General features: G+C 70.3%; 21 protein-coding genes. 17 read left to right on the top strand and 4 right to left on the bottom strand.

The genetic code is table 11. The features are described from left to right. Positions 1-6: 6 nt before the first annotated feature. The 3 genes from AB0J02_RS15190 to AB0J02_RS15200 form a co-directional block, all read right to left on the bottom strand. Positions 7-774 (bottom strand): ABC transporter permease, encoded by a 768-nt coding sequence (locus AB0J02_RS15190; RefSeq protein WP_363194099.1) that lies wholly within the window; start codon positions 772-774, stop codon positions 7-9. Then, positions 771-1,694, bottom strand: coding sequence for an ABC transporter ATP-binding protein (locus AB0J02_RS15195; RefSeq protein WP_363194100.1), 924 nt, complete (start codon positions 1,692-1,694; stop codon positions 771-773). The genes AB0J02_RS15190 and AB0J02_RS15195 overlap by 4 nt, the downstream gene beginning before the upstream one ends. 65 nt (positions 1,695-1,759) lie before the next feature. Continuing rightward, positions 1,760-2,548 carry an AAC(3) family N-acetyltransferase gene (locus AB0J02_RS15200; RefSeq protein ID WP_363194101.1) on the bottom strand — a complete coding sequence of 263 codons (789 nt, stop codon included), beginning with the start codon at positions 2,546-2,548 and terminating at the stop codon, positions 1,760-1,762. 195 nt (positions 2,549-2,743) lie between these two features. On the opposite strand from AB0J02_RS15200, the gene AB0J02_RS15205 reads away from it, so the two are divergent. The 13 genes from AB0J02_RS15205 to dapD all read left to right on the top strand — a co-directional run bounded on the left by AB0J02_RS15205 (position 2,744) and on the right by dapD (position 13,994). Next, positions 2,744-3,499, top strand: a complete 756-nt coding sequence (locus AB0J02_RS15205; RefSeq protein ID WP_363194102.1) for a metalloregulator ArsR/SmtB family transcription factor — start codon at positions 2,744-2,746, stop codon at positions 3,497-3,499. After that, positions 3,496-4,920, top strand: a complete 1,425-nt coding sequence (gene sufB / locus AB0J02_RS15210; RefSeq protein WP_363194103.1) for a Fe-S cluster assembly protein SufB — start codon at positions 3,496-3,498, stop codon at positions 4,918-4,920. The genes AB0J02_RS15205 and sufB overlap by 4 nt, the downstream gene beginning before the upstream one ends. A gap of 68 nt (positions 4,921-4,988) precedes the next feature. Further along, positions 4,989-6,170 (top strand): Fe-S cluster assembly protein SufD, encoded by a 1,182-nt coding sequence (gene sufD, locus AB0J02_RS15215; RefSeq protein ID WP_363194104.1) that lies wholly within the window; start codon positions 4,989-4,991, stop codon positions 6,168-6,170. After that, the gene (locus AB0J02_RS15220; protein ID WP_363194105.1) at positions 6,170-6,508 is read left to right on the top strand and encodes a bifunctional 3-phenylpropionate/cinnamic acid dioxygenase ferredoxin subunit; all 339 of its coding nucleotides are present in this window, start codon (positions 6,170-6,172) and stop codon (positions 6,506-6,508) included. Before sufD ends, AB0J02_RS15220 begins: the two co-directional genes overlap by 1 nt. 8 nt (positions 6,509-6,516) lie before the next feature. Continuing rightward, positions 6,517-7,281, top strand: coding sequence for a Fe-S cluster assembly ATPase SufC (gene sufC / locus AB0J02_RS15225; RefSeq protein ID WP_363194106.1), 765 nt, complete (start codon positions 6,517-6,519; stop codon positions 7,279-7,281). After that, positions 7,278-8,546 (top strand): cysteine desulfurase, encoded by a 1,269-nt coding sequence (locus tag AB0J02_RS15230; RefSeq protein ID WP_363194107.1) that lies wholly within the window; start codon positions 7,278-7,280, stop codon positions 8,544-8,546. Before sufC ends, AB0J02_RS15230 begins: the two co-directional genes overlap by 4 nt. An 18-nt stretch (positions 8,547-8,564) precedes the next feature. After that, positions 8,565-9,035 carry a Fe-S cluster assembly sulfur transfer protein SufU gene (sufU, locus tag AB0J02_RS15235; protein ID WP_363194108.1) on the top strand — a complete coding sequence of 157 codons (471 nt, stop codon included), beginning with the start codon at positions 8,565-8,567 and terminating at the stop codon, positions 9,033-9,035. Beyond that, the gene (locus tag AB0J02_RS15240; protein ID WP_363194109.1) at positions 9,032-9,370 is read left to right on the top strand and encodes a metal-sulfur cluster assembly factor; all 339 of its coding nucleotides are present in this window, start codon (positions 9,032-9,034) and stop codon (positions 9,368-9,370) included. Before sufU ends, AB0J02_RS15240 begins: the two co-directional genes overlap by 4 nt. 149 nt (positions 9,371-9,519) lie before the next feature. Further along, entirely contained in the window at positions 9,520-10,914 is a 1,395-nt protein-coding gene (locus AB0J02_RS15245; RefSeq protein ID WP_363194110.1) for a hypothetical protein, read from the top strand. 77 nt (positions 10,915-10,991) lie between these two features. Then, entirely contained in the window at positions 10,992-11,978 is a 987-nt protein-coding gene (locus AB0J02_RS15250; protein WP_363194111.1) for a sulfotransferase, read from the top strand. A gap of 67 nt (positions 11,979-12,045) precedes the next feature. Further along, on the top strand, positions 12,046-12,366 hold the full coding sequence (locus AB0J02_RS15255) for a multidrug efflux SMR transporter (protein WP_363194112.1): 321 nt from the start codon (positions 12,046-12,048) through the stop codon (positions 12,364-12,366). After that, a complete protein-coding gene (locus AB0J02_RS15260; RefSeq protein ID WP_363194113.1) occupies positions 12,366-12,902 on the top strand; it encodes a TetR family transcriptional regulator in 537 nt (178 codons plus the stop codon). Before AB0J02_RS15255 ends, AB0J02_RS15260 begins: the two co-directional genes overlap by 1 nt. Before the next feature lie 102 nt (positions 12,903-13,004). Next, on the top strand, positions 13,005-13,994 hold the full coding sequence (gene dapD, locus AB0J02_RS15265; RefSeq protein ID WP_363194114.1) for a 2,3,4,5-tetrahydropyridine-2,6-dicarboxylate N-succinyltransferase: 990 nt from the start codon (positions 13,005-13,007) through the stop codon (positions 13,992-13,994). 120 nt (positions 13,995-14,114) lie between these two features. On the opposite strand, the gene dapA is transcribed toward dapD, so the two are convergent. Then, a complete protein-coding gene (gene dapA / locus AB0J02_RS15270; RefSeq protein ID WP_363194115.1) occupies positions 14,115-15,008 on the bottom strand; it encodes a 4-hydroxy-tetrahydrodipicolinate synthase in 894 nt (297 codons plus the stop codon). Between the two features lie 200 nt (positions 15,009-15,208). Here dapA and AB0J02_RS15275 point away from each other — a divergent pair, with 200 nt between their 5' ends. From AB0J02_RS15275 to AB0J02_RS15290, 4 genes are read left to right on the top strand one after another with little or no spacing between them, the layout of a single operon-like run. Further along, entirely contained in the window at positions 15,209-15,514 is a 306-nt protein-coding gene (locus AB0J02_RS15275; protein ID WP_363194116.1) for a hypothetical protein, read from the top strand. Then, positions 15,511-15,663 (top strand): hypothetical protein, encoded by a 153-nt coding sequence (locus tag AB0J02_RS15280; protein WP_363194117.1) that lies wholly within the window; start codon positions 15,511-15,513, stop codon positions 15,661-15,663. The genes AB0J02_RS15275 and AB0J02_RS15280 overlap by 4 nt, the downstream gene beginning before the upstream one ends. Next, positions 15,660-16,319, top strand: a complete 660-nt coding sequence (locus AB0J02_RS15285; protein ID WP_363194118.1) for a hypothetical protein — start codon at positions 15,660-15,662, stop codon at positions 16,317-16,319. The genes AB0J02_RS15280 and AB0J02_RS15285 overlap by 4 nt, the downstream gene beginning before the upstream one ends. Then, positions 16,316-17,062, top strand: coding sequence for an SRPBCC domain-containing protein (locus AB0J02_RS15290; protein WP_363194119.1), 747 nt, complete (start codon positions 16,316-16,318; stop codon positions 17,060-17,062). Before AB0J02_RS15285 ends, AB0J02_RS15290 begins: the two co-directional genes overlap by 4 nt. Positions 17,063-17,064: the final 2 nt, after the last annotated feature.

Here is a 17,064-nt window from a genome sequence, read left to right on the forward strand (position 1 = left end):
GGCCCGTCACTCCCAGCGGAAGAAGCGGCCCGCCGCGCCGAGTCCCAGGACCGCCCAGACGGCGAGGATGCCGAGGTCTCCCCAGGGCATCGAGGCGCCGTGCTGGAGGACGTCGCGCAGGCCGTCGGAGAGCGCCGAGACGGGAAGCAGGCCGAGCACCGACTGGGCGGCGTCGGGGAACTTGTCGAGCGGCACGATGACGCCGCCGCCGACGAGCAGGAGCAGGAAGACCAGGTTGGCCGCGGCGAGCGTGGCCTCGGCCTTGAGCGTGCCGGCCATGAGCAGGCCGAGACCGGAGAAGGCGGCGGTGCCGAGGACCAGGAGGAGGACCACGGCGAAGGGGTTGCCGTGCGGGGACCAGCCCAGGGCGAAGGCGATGACCGTGAGGAGGATGACCTGAAGGACCTCGGTGACCAGGACCGAGAGGGTCTTGGCCGTCATCAGGGCCCAGCGGGGGAGCGGGGAGGCGCCGAGCCGCTTGAGGACGCCGTAGCGGCGCTCGAAGCCCGTCGCGATGGCCTGGCCCGTGAAGGCCGTGGACATCACGGCGAGCGCGAGGATGCCCGGCGTCAGAAAGTCGACCGCTTTGCCGGAGCCGGTGTCGACGATGTCGACCGCGGAGAACAGGACCAGCAGGAGGGCGGGGATGACGACCGTGAGGAGGAGCTGTTCGCCGTTGCGGAGCAGCATCTTCGTCTCGAGCGCGGCCTGCGTGGCGATCATGCGGGGCAGCGGAGCCGCTCCGGGGCGGGGGGCATACGTGCCGGCGCTCATCCGCGCAGCTCCTTGCCGGTCAGTTCGAGGAAGACGTCTTCGAGAGTGTGCCGCTCGACGGAGATCTTGTCCGGCATCACACCGTGCTGGGCGCACCAGGAGGTGACCGTCGCGAGGAGCTGGGGGTCGACCTTGCCGGCGACGCGGTAGGAACCGGGGGTGAGTTCGGTGGCCGCGGAGTCGGCGGGCAGTGCCTTGAGCAGCGAGGCCACGTCCAGGCCGGGGCGGCCGGTGAAGCGGAGCGTGTTCTCGGCGCCGCCGCGGCACAGCTGCTCGGGGGAGCCCTGCGCGATGACCTGGCCGGCGTCGACGATCGCCACGCCGTCGGCGAGCTGCTCGGCCTCGTCCATGTAGTGCGTGGTGAGGATGACCGAGACGCCGTCGGTACGCAGGTCTCCGACCAGGTCCCAGGTGGCGCGCCGGGCCTGCGGGTCGAGGCCCGCGGTGGGCTCGTCGAGGAAGACCAGTTCGGGCCGGCCGACCACGGCCATCGCGAGGGCGAGGCGTTGCTGCTGACCGCCGGACAGGCGCCGGTACGTGGTGCGGCCGCAACTGCCGAGGCCCAGGCGCTCGATGAGGGCGTCCACGTCGAGCGGGTGGGCGTGCAGCTTCGCGATGTGGCGCAGCATCTCGTCGGCGCGGGCACCCGAGTAGACGCCGCCGGACTGCAGCATCACGCCGATCCGGGGGCGCAGCTCGGCGGCCTGTTCGACCGGGTCGAGGCCGAGGACGCGGACGGTGCCGGAGTCCGGCCTGCGATAGCCCTCGCAGGTCTCGATGGTGGTGGTCTTGCCCGCACCGTTCGGGCCGAGGACGGCCGTGATGCCGGGGCCGGTCTCCAGGTCGAGGCCGTCGACCGCGGTCTTGTTTCCGTACCGCTTCACCAGACTCGTGATCCGGACGACGGGCTCGCTTCGCATGGTGGGCAAGTCTAGGGACGAGCCGCGGGTCCCGGGCGGCCGGGTCGACCGGACGCCGGGCGTCCTCAGTGGCACGGGCGGTGCGCGGGGAGCCATTTCTCCGCGTAGGACACCGCGTCCCCCAGGGGGAACAGGCGGGCCTGCGCGGCGCCGACGCGGCCGAGCACGACGGCGACGTCCCGCTCGAAGGCCGCGCCGAGTTCGTCGAAGCGGTCCGCGCTGACCGCGACCTCGGTGACGTGCTCCCAGCCGGCGGGGCCCGGTCGCCCGGCGTCCTCCGTGCGGTGCGGGACGCGGTACTCGGCCAGGTGGAAGCAGGTGCACGTGCCGTAGCCGGTGCCGAGCATCAGCACGCGCGCGCCCCGCTCCTCCAGACGGCCCAGCGGGCTGCGCTCACCGAGACGGCACTCCGCCACATGGCCCTGGACGATCTCCGCTGCGCGCGGCCCGAGCGCGGCGAACGACGTCAGGGGGTGCGCGCTGCGCAGGGCGCCGGGCCAGCTGCGTACGGTCTCGGGAATCACCCCGACGGAGCGGGTGGGCGTGGTCCGCGGGTCGTAGACGGGCATGGTCGCCCGGACCGTCTCGCACCACTCCTCCGGCACCGGGGGGTCGCTCCAGGTCGCCGGGTCGGAGAGGTCCCCGGACTCCGTGGGCACCACCAGTGTGCCCGTTTCGCCGAGCGCGTCGAGGAGGGCCTGGACGACGGCGATCTGACCTCCGTTGACCCAGCCGAGGCTGCTGAGCGAGGAGTGCACGAGCAGGGTCTCGCCGGTTCTGACACCGAGTGCGCGAAGGTCCCACGCGAGGGAGGCGCGGGTGACGAGTGGGCCGGTCGGAAGGGGTGCGGGCATGGTCGGCAGTGTCCCGGCGGGGCTGTTCGGGCGCCACGCATTTAGATGCCGAGGTAAGGGCACCCTCATCGATCACAGGTCGTTTCCGCAGGTCACGCCAGGTGTCTACTTAGGTCTGCCTAAGTGATGTACGGCACCGGGTGTCGATCATCGGTCCGCTTGTCAGGGTCTGAGGAATTACGCAACAATGGCGTTGTGAAAAACGTCGGCGAGGCTCAGGAGGCACCCATGGGGGCCCCTCAGGAAGAGCTCGCGACCGGAGAGCGTTCGACGCGCAACCGGGTCGCGCGCTCCATCCTGGACCACGGCCCGTCCACCGTCGCCGATCTGGCCCAGCGCCTCGGCCTCACCCAGGCCGCGGTCCGCCGCCACCTCGACGCACTCGTGGCCGACGACGTCGTCCAGGCGCGCGAGCAGCGGGTCTACGGAGCGCGGACACGCGGCCGTCCCGCCAAGGTGTTCGCGCTGACCGACTGCGGCCGTGACGCCTTCGACCAGTCGTACGACAAGCTGGCCGCGGACGCGATCCGCTGGATCCAGGAGCAGCCCGGCGGGGACGAGGCGGTCGTCGCCTTCGCCCGCGCCCGGCTCGCCGCGCAGGCCGAGGCCTACCGCACGGCGGTGGAGGGCGCACCGGCCGGTGGCCGGACCGAAGCGCTGGCCAAGGCGCTGAGCGCGGACGGGTACGCTGCTACGGCGCGCAGCGCGCCCATCCCGCAGCAGGGCGAGCAGCTCTGCCAGCACCACTGCCCGGTCGCCCACGTCGCCGAGCAGTTCCCGCAGCTGTGCGAGGCCGAGACGGAGATGTTCTCGCAGCTCCTCGGCACGCACGTGCAGCGGCTGGCCACCATCGCTCACGGCGACGGCGTCTGCACGACGTTCATCCCCCAGAGCACCCCCAAGACCATTACCAACGCATCTGCAAGCACCGCCGGGAGGAACCCCGCATGACTCTCCCCATCGAGGAGACTGCCCACCCCGAGCTCGAGGGCCTGGGCAAGTACGAATACGGCTGGGCAGACTCCGACGCGGCCGGTGCCTCTGCCAAGCGCGGCATCAACGAGGACGTCGTCAAGGACATCTCCTCCAAGAAGTCCGAGCCGGAGTGGATGACCAAGCTCCGTCTCAAGGGCCTGAAGCTCTTCGGCAAGAAGCCCATGCCGAACTGGGGCTCGGACCTCTCCGGGATCGACTTCGACAACATCAAGTACTTCGTGCGCTCCACGGAGAAGCAGGCGGAGTCCTGGGAGGACCTGCCCGAGGACATCAAGAACACGTACGACAAGCTCGGCATCCCCGAGGCGGAGAAGCAGCGCCTCGTCGCCGGTGTCGCGGCACAGTACGAGTCCGAGGTCGTCTACCACCAGATCCGCGAGGACCTGGAGGAGCAGGGCGTCATCTTCCTCGACACCGACACCGCTCTGAAGGAGCACCCGGAGCTCTTCAAGGAGTACTTCGGGACCGTCATCCCGGCCGGCGACAACAAGTTCGCCGCGCTGAACACCGCCGTGTGGTCGGGTGGCTCCTTCATCTACGTGCCGAAGGGCGTGCAGGTCGAGATCCCGCTCCAGGCCTACTTCCGTATCAACACGGAGAACATGGGCCAGTTCGAGCGGACGCTGATCATCGTCGACGAGGACGCCTACGTCCACTACGTCGAGGGCTGCACCGCGCCGATCTACAAGTCGGACTCCCTGCACTCCGCGGTGGTCGAGATCATCGTCAAGAAGGGCGCCCGCTGCCGTTACACGACCATCCAGAACTGGTCGAACAACGTCTACAACCTGGTCACCAAGCGCGCCGTGGCGTACGAGGGCGCGACCATGGAGTGGATCGACGGCAACATCGGCTCCAAGGTCACCATGAAGTACCCGGCCGTCTACCTGATGGGCGAGCACGCCAAGGGCGAGACCCTGTCCATCGCCTTCGCGGGCGAGGGCCAGCACCAGGACGCCGGTTCCAAGATGGTCCACATGGCGCCGAACACCTCGTCCAACATCGTGTCGAAGTCCGTGGCGCGTGGCGGTGGCCGCACCTCCTACCGCGGTCTCGTCGAGATCGGTGAGGGCGCCGCCGGATCGAAGTCGAACGTGCTGTGCGACGCGCTGCTCGTCGACACGATCTCCCGCTCCGACACGTACCCGTACGTCGACGTCCGCGAGGACGACGTCTCCATGGGTCACGAGGCGACCGTCTCCAAGGTCTCCGAGGACCAGCTCTTCTACCTGATGAGCCGTGGTCTGAGCGAGTTCGAGGCGATGGCGATGATCGTGCGTGGTTTCGTCGAGCCGATCGCCAAGGAGCTGCCCATGGAGTACGCGCTCGAGCTCAACCGGCTGATCGAGCTGCAGATGGAAGGGTCGGTCGGCTAAAGCCGCGAGGCTGCCAACCGACGTTCCCGTCAAGCCACTTACGTAAGAAAGCGAGCGCTACGACAGCCATGGCTGAGGCTCAGAACATCCCGGTCGGTTCGACCACCGCCGGAACCATCGCGGTGGCCGCCGAGTCGACCGTCGCCACGCGCATGAGCGCGCCCCCCTCCTTCGACGTGCAGGACTTCCCGGTCCCGCTCGGCCGCGAGGAGGAGTGGCGGTTCACGCCGCTGGAGCGGCTGCGCGGGCTGCACGACGGCACCGCGGCCGCCACCGGCACCGGCGTCAAGGTCGACGTGGAGGCGCCGGCCGGCGTCACCGTCGCGGCCGTCGGCCGGGACGACGCGCGGGTCGGCAAGGCCGGCAAGCCCGTCGACCGTGTCGCCGCGCAGGCGTACTCCTCGTTCGAGCAGGCGTCCGTCGTCTCCGTGCCCAAGGAGACGGTGCTCACCGAGCCGATCCGGATCCGCGTGCACGGCGAGGGCGGGGTGGCCTACGGCCACCAGGTCATCGAGCTGGGCGCGTTCGCCGAGGCCGTCGTCGTCATCGACCACACCGGTGACGCGGTGCTCGCCGCCAACGTCGACTACCTGCTCGGCGACGGCGCCAAGCTGACCGTCGTCTCCGTCCAGGACTGGGACGACAAGGCCGTCCACGTGGCGCAGCACAACGCGCTGGTGGGCCGTGACGCCTCCTTCAAGTCCGTCGTCGTCACCTTCGGCGGTGACGTCGTCCGGCTGAACCCGCGCGTCACGTACGCGGCCACCGGCGGTGAGGCCGAGCTGTTCGGCCTGTACTTCACCGACGCCGGCCAGCACCAGGAGCACCGCCTCCTGGTCGACCACAACATGCCGCACTGCAAGTCGAACGTCGTCTACAAGGGCGCGCTGCAGGGCGACGGCGCGCACGCCGTGTGGATCGGTGACGTCCTCATCGAGGCCGCCGCCGAGGGCACGGACACGTACGAGATGAACCGGAACCTGGTTCTGACCGACGGCGCCCGCGTCGACTCCGTGCCGAACCTGGAGATCGAGACAGGCGAGATCGTCGGCGCCGGTCACGCCTCCGCCACGGGCCGCTTCGACGACGAGCAGCTCTTCTACCTGATGGCCCGTGGCATCCCCGCCGACGAGGCGCGCCGCCTCGTCGTGCGCGGCTTCTTCGCCGAGCTGGTCCAGCAGATCGGTGTCCCCGACATCGAGGAGCGCCTGCTCGCGAAGATCGCGACCGAGCTGGAGGCGTCGGTCTGATGACTGACCCCACGTTCCTGCGCGCCTGCGGGCTGAGCGAGCTGGAGGAGTCCACCCCGAAGCGGGTGGAACTCGACGGCACGCCGGTCTCGGTCGTCCGTACCGAGGGCGAAGTCTTCGCGATCAACGACATCTGTTCGCACGCGAACGTGTCGCTCTCCGAGGGCGAGGTGGAGGACTGTCAGATCGAGTGCTGGCTGCACGGCTCCGCCTTCGACCTCCGCACCGGCAAGCCGTCCGGCCTTCCCGCGACGCGCCCGGTCCCCGTATACCCCGTACACATCGAAGGGGGCAGCGTCTTTGTCGACGTACACGCCTCCCTCACCCAGGAGTCCTGAGGCAACCCATGGCAACGCTTGAAATCCGAGACCTGCACGTCACCGTCGAGGCCGACAACGCCACGAAGGAGATCCTCAAGGGTGTCGACCTCACCGTGAAGCAGGGCGAGACGCACGCCATCATGGGCCCGAACGGCTCCGGCAAGTCGACCCTCGCCTACTCCATCGCGGGTCACCCCAAGTACACGATCACGCAGGGCACCGTCACCCTCGACGGCGAGGACGTCCTCGAGATGTCCGTCGACGAGCGCGCCCGCGCCGGCATGTTCCTGGCCATGCAGTACCCGGTCGAGGTCCCCGGCGTCTCGGTGTCCAACTTCCTCCGCTCGTCCGCCACCGCGATCCGCGGTGAGGCCCCCAAGCTGCGTACCTGGGTGAAGGAGGTCAAGTCCGCGATGGAGACGCTCCAGATGGACCCGGCCTTCGCCGAGCGCAACGTGAACGAGGGCTTTTCCGGCGGCGAGAAGAAGCGCCACGAGATCCTGCAGATGGAGCTCCTCAAGCCGAAGATCGCGATCCTCGACGAGACCGACTCCGGTCTCGACGTCGACGCCCTTCGCCAGGTCTCGGACGGCGTCAACCGCGTCCGTGAGACCGGTGAGGTCGGCACGCTGCTGATCACGCACTACACGCGCATCCTGCGCTACATCAAGCCGGACTTCGTGCACGTCTTCTCCGCGGGCAGGATCGTCGAGTCCGGCGGCCCCGAGCTGGCCGACACCCTCGAGGCCGAGGGCTACGAGAAGTACACGAAGGGTGGCGTATCCGCGTGACAGTGGCCCACCAGGGGCTTTCCGGCCTCCTCGACACCGAGGCGATCCGCAAGGACTTCCCGATCCTGGATCGCACGATCCACGACGGCAAGAAGCTCGTGTATCTGGACAACGCGGCGACCTCGCAGACGCCGCGCCAGGTCCTCGACGTGCTCAACGAGTACTACGAGCAGCACAACGCCAACGTCCACCGCGGCGTGCACGTCCTCGCCGAGGAGGCCACGGCGCTCTACGAGGGCGCCCGTGACAAGGTCGCCGCGTTCATCAACGCGCCGAGCCGCGACGAGGTCATCTTCACGAAGAACGCCTCGGAGTCGCTCAACCTGGTCGCCAACATGCTGGGCTGGGCCGACGAGCCGTACAAGGTCGATCACGAGACCGAGATCGTCATCACGGAGATGGAGCACCACTCCAACATCGTGCCGTGGCAGCTGCTCTCGCAGCGCACGGGCGCGAAGCTGAAGTGGTTCGGGCTGACCGACGACGGCCGCCTCGACCTCTCCAACATCGACGAGGTCATCACCGAGAAGACGAAGATCGTCTCGTTCGTCCTCGTGTCGAACATCCTCGGCACCCACAACCCGGTCGAGGCCATCGTGCGCCGCGCCCAGGAGGTGGGCGCGCTCGTCCTCATCGACGCCTCGCAGGCCGCGCCGCACATGCCGCTGGACGTGCAGGCGCTGCAGGCCGACTTCGTGGCCTTCACCGGCCACAAGATGTGCGGCCCGACGGGCATCGGCGTGCTGTGGGGACGCCAGGAGCTCCTGGAGGACCTGCCGCCGTTCCTCGGTGGCGGCGAGATGATCGAGACCGTGTCGATGCACTCGTCGACGTACGCTCCCGCGCCGCACAAGTTCGAGGCGGGTACGCCGCCGATCTCGCAGGCCATCGGCCTCGGGGCGGCGATCGACTACCTGAGCGCGATCGGCATGGAGAACGTCCTGCGGCACGAGCAGGCGCTCACCGAGTACGCCGTGAAGCGGTTCCACGAAGTCCCGGACCTCAGGATCATCGGTCCGACGACGGCCGAGGACCGGGGCGCCGCGATCTCCTTCACGCTCGGTGACATCCACCCGCACGACGTGGGTCAGGTCCTCGACGAGGAGGGCATCGCGGTCCGGGTCGGACACCACTGCGCGCGGCCGGTCTGCCTGCGGTACGGAATTCCTGCGACCACGCGAGCGTCGTTCTATCTGTACTCCACGCCCGGCGAGATCGACGCTCTGGTCGACGGCCTGGAGCACGTACGGAACTTCTTCGGGTAGCAGGTAGGACGGTCACTGATGAAGCTGGATTCCATGTACCAGGAAGTCATCCTGGACCACTACAAGCACCCCCACGGGCGGGGCTTGCGGGACGGCGACGCCGAGGTGCATCACGTCAATCCGACGTGCGGCGACGAGATCACGCTGCGCGTGAAGTATGCCTTCGGCGATGGCACTGCGACCATTGAGGACATCAGCTACGAGGGCCAAGGCTGTTCCATCAGTCAGGCCTCGGCCTCCGTGCTGAACGATCTGCTCGTCGGCAAGGAGCTCTCCGACGCGCAGAAGGTCCAGGAGACCTTCCTGGAGCTGATGCAGTCCAGAGGCCAGATCGAGCCGGACGACGCGATGGAGGAGCTCCTGGACGACGCTGTCGCGTTCGCCGGGGTCTCCAAGTACCCGGCCCGAGTGAAGTGCGCCCTCCTGAGCTGGATGGCGTGGAAGGACGCGACGGCCCAGGCCTTCGCGGAGGAGGCGAAGACCGCATGAGTGACACCACAGCAGTGGAGATGAAGCCGGCCTCCGAGGAGGAGGTCCGCGAGGCTCTGTACGACGTCGTCGACCCCGAGCTGGGCATCGACGTCGTGAACCTGGGCCTGATCTACGGCATCCACGTCGACGACGCGAACATCGCGACGATCGACATGACGCTGACGTCCGCGGCCTGCCCGCTGACCGACGTCATCGAGGACCAGGCCAAGTCCGCCACCGACGGCATCGTCAACGAGTTGCGGATCAACTGGGTCTGGATGCCGCCGTGGGGCCCGGACAAGATCACGGACGACGGGCGCGAGCAGCTGCGCGCGCTCGGCTTCAACGTCTGAGCCGGCTTTATCGGCTGAAGGGCCCCGGTTTCGGCCGGGGCCCTTCGTCGTGCCCGATGGTGTTCGGTTCTCGTACGTGCGCCGGACACCTGGCGTTGGCGCGGGGAGCGGAACGTTCCGGTCGACATCACGTCGACGAAAGGGACCCAGTGCCGCTCCACATCCCGCGTGCGCGTCGCGCGGCCGTCACCGCCGCTGCCGGCGGTCTGCTGACGCTGGCCGTTCTGGGCAGCAACTTCCCGGCGGGCGCGGCCGGTTCGGCCACCCCCACCATCAAGCTCTCGGCCGCCTACCTCAGCGGTGCCGTCGGCGCGGCCGGCGATCCGACGGTCACCGTGAACGTCGCGCAGAGCGGGGCCGACGCCTCCGCGCTGACCGTGACGGCGTCGGCCAGCAGCAAGACGTCCGTCGCCCAGACCGCCGACGTGACCGTCAGCGGCACCGGAGCGAGCCGCACCGTGTCCGTCGCCGCGCGCGGCCGGGGGTACACCGACCTGACGCTGAAGGTGACGGGCAGCGGGGGCACGAGCGCGACCACCAAGCTGCACTACGCCGCGTCCGCGGCCGTGAGCAACGCCGCCGACGCGCGGTACTTCACCGGCTCCAGCGACGCGTCCGCCGCTGTAGACGTGGGCGGCGGCTATGTCGTCGTGGCCGACGACGAGTCCAACGTGCTGCGTCTGTACGACGGTTCGGTCTCCGGGGCACCGGTGAAGACCTGGGACATGTCCTCGAAGGTCGGCGCCGACAAGGAGATCGACATCGAGGGCGCCACGCGCGTCGGCAACCTCATCTACTGGACGGGCTCGCTCGGCAACAACAAGGACGGCGAGTACAAGGCGGACCGCAACACGGTGTTCACCACGACGGTCAGCGGCTCCGGCGCCTCCACCGAGCTGAGTTACGCGCACGCCTACAAGAAGCTGCGCGACGAGCTGGTCGACTGGGACGAGGACAACGGGGACCGGTACGGGTTCGACGCCGGGACCGAGGACGGTCAGGTCCCCAAGCAGATCGACGGGTTCAATGTGGAGGGGCTGGAGTTCGCTCCCGGCTCCACGTCCACCGCGTACCTCGGTTTCCGGGCGCCGCTCGTGCCGCCGAAGGACGGCGGCAAGGGGCTGATCGTTCCCGTCACCAACTTCGACAAGGTGCTGGCGAGCGGGGCGGCTCCGGTGTTCGGGACGCCGATCGAACTCGATCTGGGCGGGCTCGCCGTACGCGACATCCGGAAGAACTCCGCGGACCAGTACCTGATCGTGGCCGGCAGCTGGGCCGCCGACGACAACTCCGACCCGTACGCGCTCTACCAGTGGGACGGCGTCGCCGGGCACGCCCCGGTCAAGCGCCTCGACCTGCCGACCAGCGACCCGGGCGGCTGGGAGTCGGTCGTCTCCGTGCCCGACCTGGCCACGTCCGGCGCCCGGGTCCAGCTGATCACCGATGACGGCTCCGCCGATCTGTACGGCGACGGAACCGAGGCCAAGGACCTCGACCACGACGAGTGGAAGAAGTCGCGGGCGGCCCTGTTCACGGTGTCATAAGGCGCTGCCACCGGATTCGTACGGGATTCTCAGGTGGCTGCAAGGGCGCGCTCAGCAGCGGGCGTGAGCCTGGCGGGGTGAGTCACCTCGATCCCGTACGACCCGTCTTCGTCGTGGGGTGTCCCCGGTCGGGGACGACCCTGTTGCAGTTGATGCTGCACGCCCACCCGCGGATCGCGCTGCCGCCCGAGACCCGGTTCGTGCTGCCCGCCTACCGGGAGCGGCTCGGCTTCGGCGATCTGCGGGAGCAGGGCAACCGCGCCGCGCTGGGCGCGTGGATCACCCGGCGCGAGGCGACCCGCTTCCACGAGCTGGGCCTCGCCGCGGACGCTGTGGAGCGGGCCGTCACGGAGGCGCCCCCGACCCTCGGCTCCGCGCTCGGCGCCGTGCTGCGGGCGTACGCGCAGGAGCACGGCAAGGTGCGCTGGGGCGACAAGCGGCCCGCGTACGCGCTGCACGTGGGGGAGATCCTGCGGCTCTTCCCGGACGCGCAGTTCGTGCACGTGGTGCGCGACGGGCGGGACTGCGTCGGCTCGCTGCTGCGGATGCCGTGGTGGCACAGCGGTTTCCACGAGGCCGTCGCGACGTGGGCCCAGGTGATGGACGTGGCCGACACCTGGAGTGGTGTGCTCGGCGGCGCGCGCTGGCACGAGGTGCGGTTCGAGGACCTCGTCGCCGACCCGGAGGCCCAACTGCGGGGAATCTGCGCCTTCTTGGGGGAGGCCTACGTTCCTGAGATGAGCGAGCCCTACCGGCTCGCCGGGGTCGCGGTGCCCGCCCGCAAGACGTGGCACGCGCACACGCGCGGCGAGTTGGACGTGTCGCGGGCCGGGACCTGGACGACGCGGTTGACGCCCGATCAGATCCGGCTCTGCGACGCGGCGTTGGGCAGGCGGCTCGTCTCGCGTGGCTACGAGCCGGCCGGGGCCGTTCGCCCCGACCCGGCGGAGCTGGCGCGGTACCGCAAGGTGGCAGGGCTGCGGCGCGCCGCCCATCTGAAGCGGCGGGTGGTGGACCGGGCCGTGCGGGTGCGCGAGCGGGGAGCGGTCGCGTACGTGGCATGACTGGTCCCTGAGCCCGGCCCCGCGGATTTGTGTACGGTCGTACGCAACGATATGTACACTCGTACGCATGGGATATGTCCTGCTGGCCGGCGCCATCGCCGCGGAGGTGGCCGCCACCACGGCCATGAAGTACAGCGAGGGGTTCAGCAGGCTCTGGCCCTCGCTGATCACCGTCACCGGCTACGTGATCGCGTTCGCGCTGCTCGCGCAGACCCTGAAGACCGTGCAGATCGGTACCGCGTACGCGATCTGGGCCGGTGCCGGCACCGCCGTCATCGCCGCGATCGGCATGATCTTCCTCGGCGAGGGCCTCAGCCCGGCGAAGATCGCCGGGATCGTCTTCGTCATCGGCGGCGTCGTGCTGCTGAACCTGGGCGGGGCGCACTGATGCCGCGGCGCTACGACCCCGAGCGGCGCCAGCGGATCATCGACGCGGCGATCCGGGTGGTGGGGGAGAAGGGCATCGCCGGGCTCAGTCACCGCAGCGCCGCCGCCGAGGCCGATGTGCCGCTGGGCTCGACCACCTATCACTTCAAGACGCTCGACGAGCTGATGGTGGCCGCGCTGCGGCAGGCCAACGAGGGGTTCGCCAAGGTCGTCGCGGCGCGCGGCGCGTTCCAGGACCCGGCCGTCGACCTCGCCGGGGAACTGGCCGGACTGCTCGGTGAATGGCTGGCCGGCGACCGGGTGGGCGTGGAGCTGGAGTACGAGCTGTATCTGGCGGCCCTGCGGCGCCCCGCGCTGCGGCCCGTCGCCGCCGAGTGGTGCCAGGAACTCGCCGGTCCCCTCGCCGAACGCACCGACCCGGTCACCGCCCGCGCGCTGGTCGCCCTGATGGACGGGATCTGCCTGCAAGTGCTGCTCACCGGCGGGGAGTACGACGCCGGGTACGCCCGGGAGACGCTGGCGCGGCTGATCCCGTAGGACCGCGCGCGCTTCCTGTGCGGCGCGGGGCGGCGCCCGGCACCTGAGACGCCGTCCCCGCTGGTTCGCTTGATGAGGGGCCCGCCGATTAGGTTGGGCCCCATGACCGACACGACTGCTACTCGTTCCACCGGCGCCGTCGCCGCCGGCCTTGCCACTGTCACCGCCGACGGCACCGTTCTCGACACCTGGTTCCCCGCGCCCGCCCTGAACAGCGAGCCCGGCCCGGCCGGTACCGAGAAGCTCTCCGCCGAGAAGGCCGTGGAGCTGCTCGGCGAAGGCGCCGCCAAGGCCATCGGCCCGGACGCCCGCCGTGGCGTGGAGACCATCGCCGTACGTACGGTCATCGGCTCCCTCGACGACAAGCCGCTGGACGCCCACGACGTCTACCTGCGCCTGCACCTGCTCAGCCACCGGCTGGTGCGGCCGCACGGCCTGAACCTCGACGGACAGTTCGGCTTCCTCGCCAACGTCGCCTGGACCTCGCTCGGCCCGGTCGCCGTCGACGACGTCGAGAAGGTGCGGCTCAACGCCCGCGCGGAGGGCCTGCACCTCCAGGTCACGTCCATCGACAAGTTCCCGCGCATGACCGACTACGTCGCCCCCAAGGGCGTGCGCATCGCCGACGCCGACCGCGTCCGCCTCGGCGCGCACCTCGCGGCGGGCACCACGGTCATGCACGAGGGCTTCGTGAACTTCAACGCGGGCACCCTCGGCACCTCGATGGTCGAGGGCCGCATCTCCGCGGGCGTCGTCGTCGGCGACGGCTCCGACATCGGCGGCGGCGCCTCCACCATGGGGACGCTCTCCGGCGGCGGCAACGTCCGCATCGTCATCGGCGAGCGCTGCCTCGTCGGCGCCGAGGCGGGCGTCGGTATCGCGCTCGGCGACGAGTGCGTGGTCGAGGCCGGTCTCTACGTCACCGCGGGCACCCGCGTGACCATGCCCGACGGACAGGTCGTCAAGGCCCGCGAACTCTCCGGCGCCTCGAACATCCTCTTCCGCCGCAACTCGGTGACCGGCACTGTCGAGGCCCGCCCGAACAACGCGGTGTGGGGCGGGCTGAACGAGGTCCTGCACAGCCACAACTAGGGCTGCCGCACGTCAGCAGAGGAGAGCGGCCCGCGCCGGGGAGATCCGGGGCGGGCCGCTCCCTCTTGAGCGATTCCCGCGAGGCGTCGGCCGACTGGCCGGGCCGCCGGGAACCGTGGTTCACGCCGCGCTGACCAGCGCCTCGTACGCCGCGAGCAGCCCGTCGACCGCATCGCGGCAGGCGGGCCGCAGCGGCGCCCGGACCGTTCCGCCGCCCGGCAGGCCGAGCGCGGCCAGGAGGGCCTTCACGGTGACGGTTCCGGGCAGCTCTGAGCCCATCATCAACTCCGTGAGCGGAATGGTGCGTTGCTGGTGTCGGGCGGCCGCGGTCGTGTCCCCCGCGTCGTACGCGTCGACGATCGCCCGGAAGGCGCCGGGCACCACGTTCGCCACGGTCGACACATGGCCGGCGCCGCCCAGCGCGTACAGCGCGAGCACGTACTCGTCGCAGCCCGTGTAGTAGGCCAGGTCCGTCGCCGCCATGACCTTCTGCGTGCCGAGCAGATCGTAGGCGCAGTCCTTCACGGCGACGATCCGGGGATGCTCCGCGAGCCGCAGCAGCGTGTCCGGCTCGATGCGGGTGCCGGTGCGGGCGGGGATGTCGTACAGCATCACCGGCAGGTCCGTGGCGTCCGCCAGCGCGCGGAAGTGCGCTTCGACGGCGTCCTGCGGCGGGCGGCTGTAGTACGGGGGAGCCGCCAACAGGCCGTCGGCGCCCGCCTGTTGGGCCTGGCGGGCGAGGTCGAGCGTGTGGCGGGTGTCGGCCGTGCCCACGCCGGTGAGGACGGCCGCCCGCCCGTCCGTCGCCTCGCGCACCGCGCGCACCAGCTCCGCCTTCTCGGCGTCCGTCGTCGTCGGGGACTCGCCGGTCGTGCCGGACAGCACGAGCCCCTCGCACCCCTCGGTCACGAGCCGGTCGGCCAGCTCGCGCGCGGCGTCCAGGTCGATGTCGCCGGCCTCGGTGAAGGGCGTGACCATCGCGCACAGGGCGCGGCCGAAGTTCGTATCGCTCATGAGGGCAGTGTCGGCGGCCCCACCGTGAAGCTCCACTTAAATCTGCTACGAGGTATCGCGGAGCAGCGCTGAAGGGTTCGGGGGACAAGGAGTGTCTTCCGGACTTTCTCGTCGTTTCTTGGCCTGGAGGGAGCCTTCAGGCGAGTCGGCCGGAATCCGGTGAACAGCGCAGAAGGTGTTGGTCAGTTCATAAGGGGTTGATGGTGCGAGACCTGGCGATCGCCTTGGCCATGCCTGTCGTGATGTGCGCCGGCGGGATCTACGCGGCAGGTGAGACCTGGTGGCGCCGCCGGCGCCGGGCGCGGCCGTCGCACGCGCGGGCGGAGCTGCGGTCCGCGGCGGAGCGGGCGGTCACCGTGGCCGAGGCGGTGGTGGCCGACCAGTACGCGCTGCTCGTCGTCGCCGACGGCGAAAGCACGGGTGCCAAAACGTCGGAGATGCGCCACCATGAGAGGCCGGTGACCCGCGACCGGATCGCCGAAGGCCGTTCAGGGGAGGCACCATGAGGCTCGGCAAAGCACTCGCCACCGGAATCGCCGAAGAAGCGCCGCAGGACACAGAAGTACGGGAAGTCACCCCGCCGGAGCGGGAATTGAGCGCCGAGGTGTCCGTCGACGAGCTGCCGGAACCCGTCGAGGTCCCGGCCGTCCGATGAGGCCGCGGCTCCCCGAGGAACGCCCGACGGAGCCGCCCACCGGATACAAGATCGCCCACCCCGTGCTCGACGCGGACGGTGGGCGCGCCGGTTTCCTGGGCGTCTCGCTCGGCGCGACCGCGCCCTACCGCGTGCTCGACGAGGCGCGCTGCGTCTACGGGCGCCGGCACAGCGCTCCGCACCGGCGCTGCGACTGCGGCTTCCACTGTCTGCACGAACGCCGGGTCGCCGAGGGGCTGTTGGTCCACGCCGAGCACCGCAGGGCCGTCCTCCTGGAGGTCTCCGTCCTCGGCTCCTACATCCGCTTCGAGCACGGCTTCCGGTACGCGCGGCAGCGGGTGCGCACCGCGACCGTCGGCCCGTGCCCGTGCGGGGCCGCGACCTCCGTGCTGGCCGACGCCGGATGGGGCCGGGGCGGACACCGCGTCCTGGAAGCGGCGTGCGGCGGCTGCGTGGGCCGTCGGCTGCGCTGGACCCCGGAGGCGTTCGCACGGCTCGCCGGGGACGGGCTGACGGTGCGCACGGCGCCGGGCGCCGGGCCCGCGGGGATGCCGGAACTGGTCGCGGAGGCGGCTCTGCTGCAGGCCCGACTCGACTGGTTCCAGAGCCAGTTGGCGCGGCTCGGCACAGCGAGGGGCGAGGGATCGCAGACATGAGCGAGAGCGGCGGCAAGGAGTTCGAGATATCGCGCCTGTTCGAGGTCGGCGCGGGCCCCGAACAGGTCTGGGACGCCGTGACGAGCGGCACCGGCGGCTGGCTGTGGCCCATGAAGTACGAGCCGAAGCAGGGCGGCGCGGGGCCGTACAACACCGTGCTCACCGTCTGGGACCCGCCGCGCCGGCTCGGTGTCCGGTCCAGGGACCCGGCCGCGCTGCCCCCGTTCCAGACCCTCAACCAGCTCGACTACCGGATCGAGCCCCGCAACGGCGGCAGTCGCGCCCGGGTCCGCTACGTCCACAGCGGCGTCTTCACCGACAATTGGGACGAGCTCTACGAGGGCGTCGCCAAGCACACCGACTTCTACATGCACACCCTGCGCCAGTACGTGACGTACTTCGTGGGCCGCCCGGTCGCCTTCACCACCGTGAACGGCCCCGTCGGCTCCGTGACCCGCGAGGCGCTCACCGTCGTCGCCCGGGCGCTGTGCCTGCCCGACGACGCCACCGAGGGCGCCCGCGTACGCGCCCAGGGCCCGTTCGGGCGGACCCTGGACGTCGTACTCGACTACCGCAACGCGTACTTCATCGGCCTGCGCACCGACGACGCCTTCTACCGGATCTTCGGTCGCGGGCCCTGGGGCGCCCCGCTCGGCATCAGCATCCACGACTTCACCCCGGGCGCCGACGCCCGGCGCAACCAGAACGCCTGGAGCGACTGGCTGGCCTCGGTCTTCCCTTGAGA

It is taken from the genome of Streptomyces sp. NPDC050264, assembly GCF_040655895.1.
Taxonomy (GTDB): domain Bacteria; phylum Actinomycetota; class Actinomycetes; order Streptomycetales; family Streptomycetaceae; genus Streptomyces.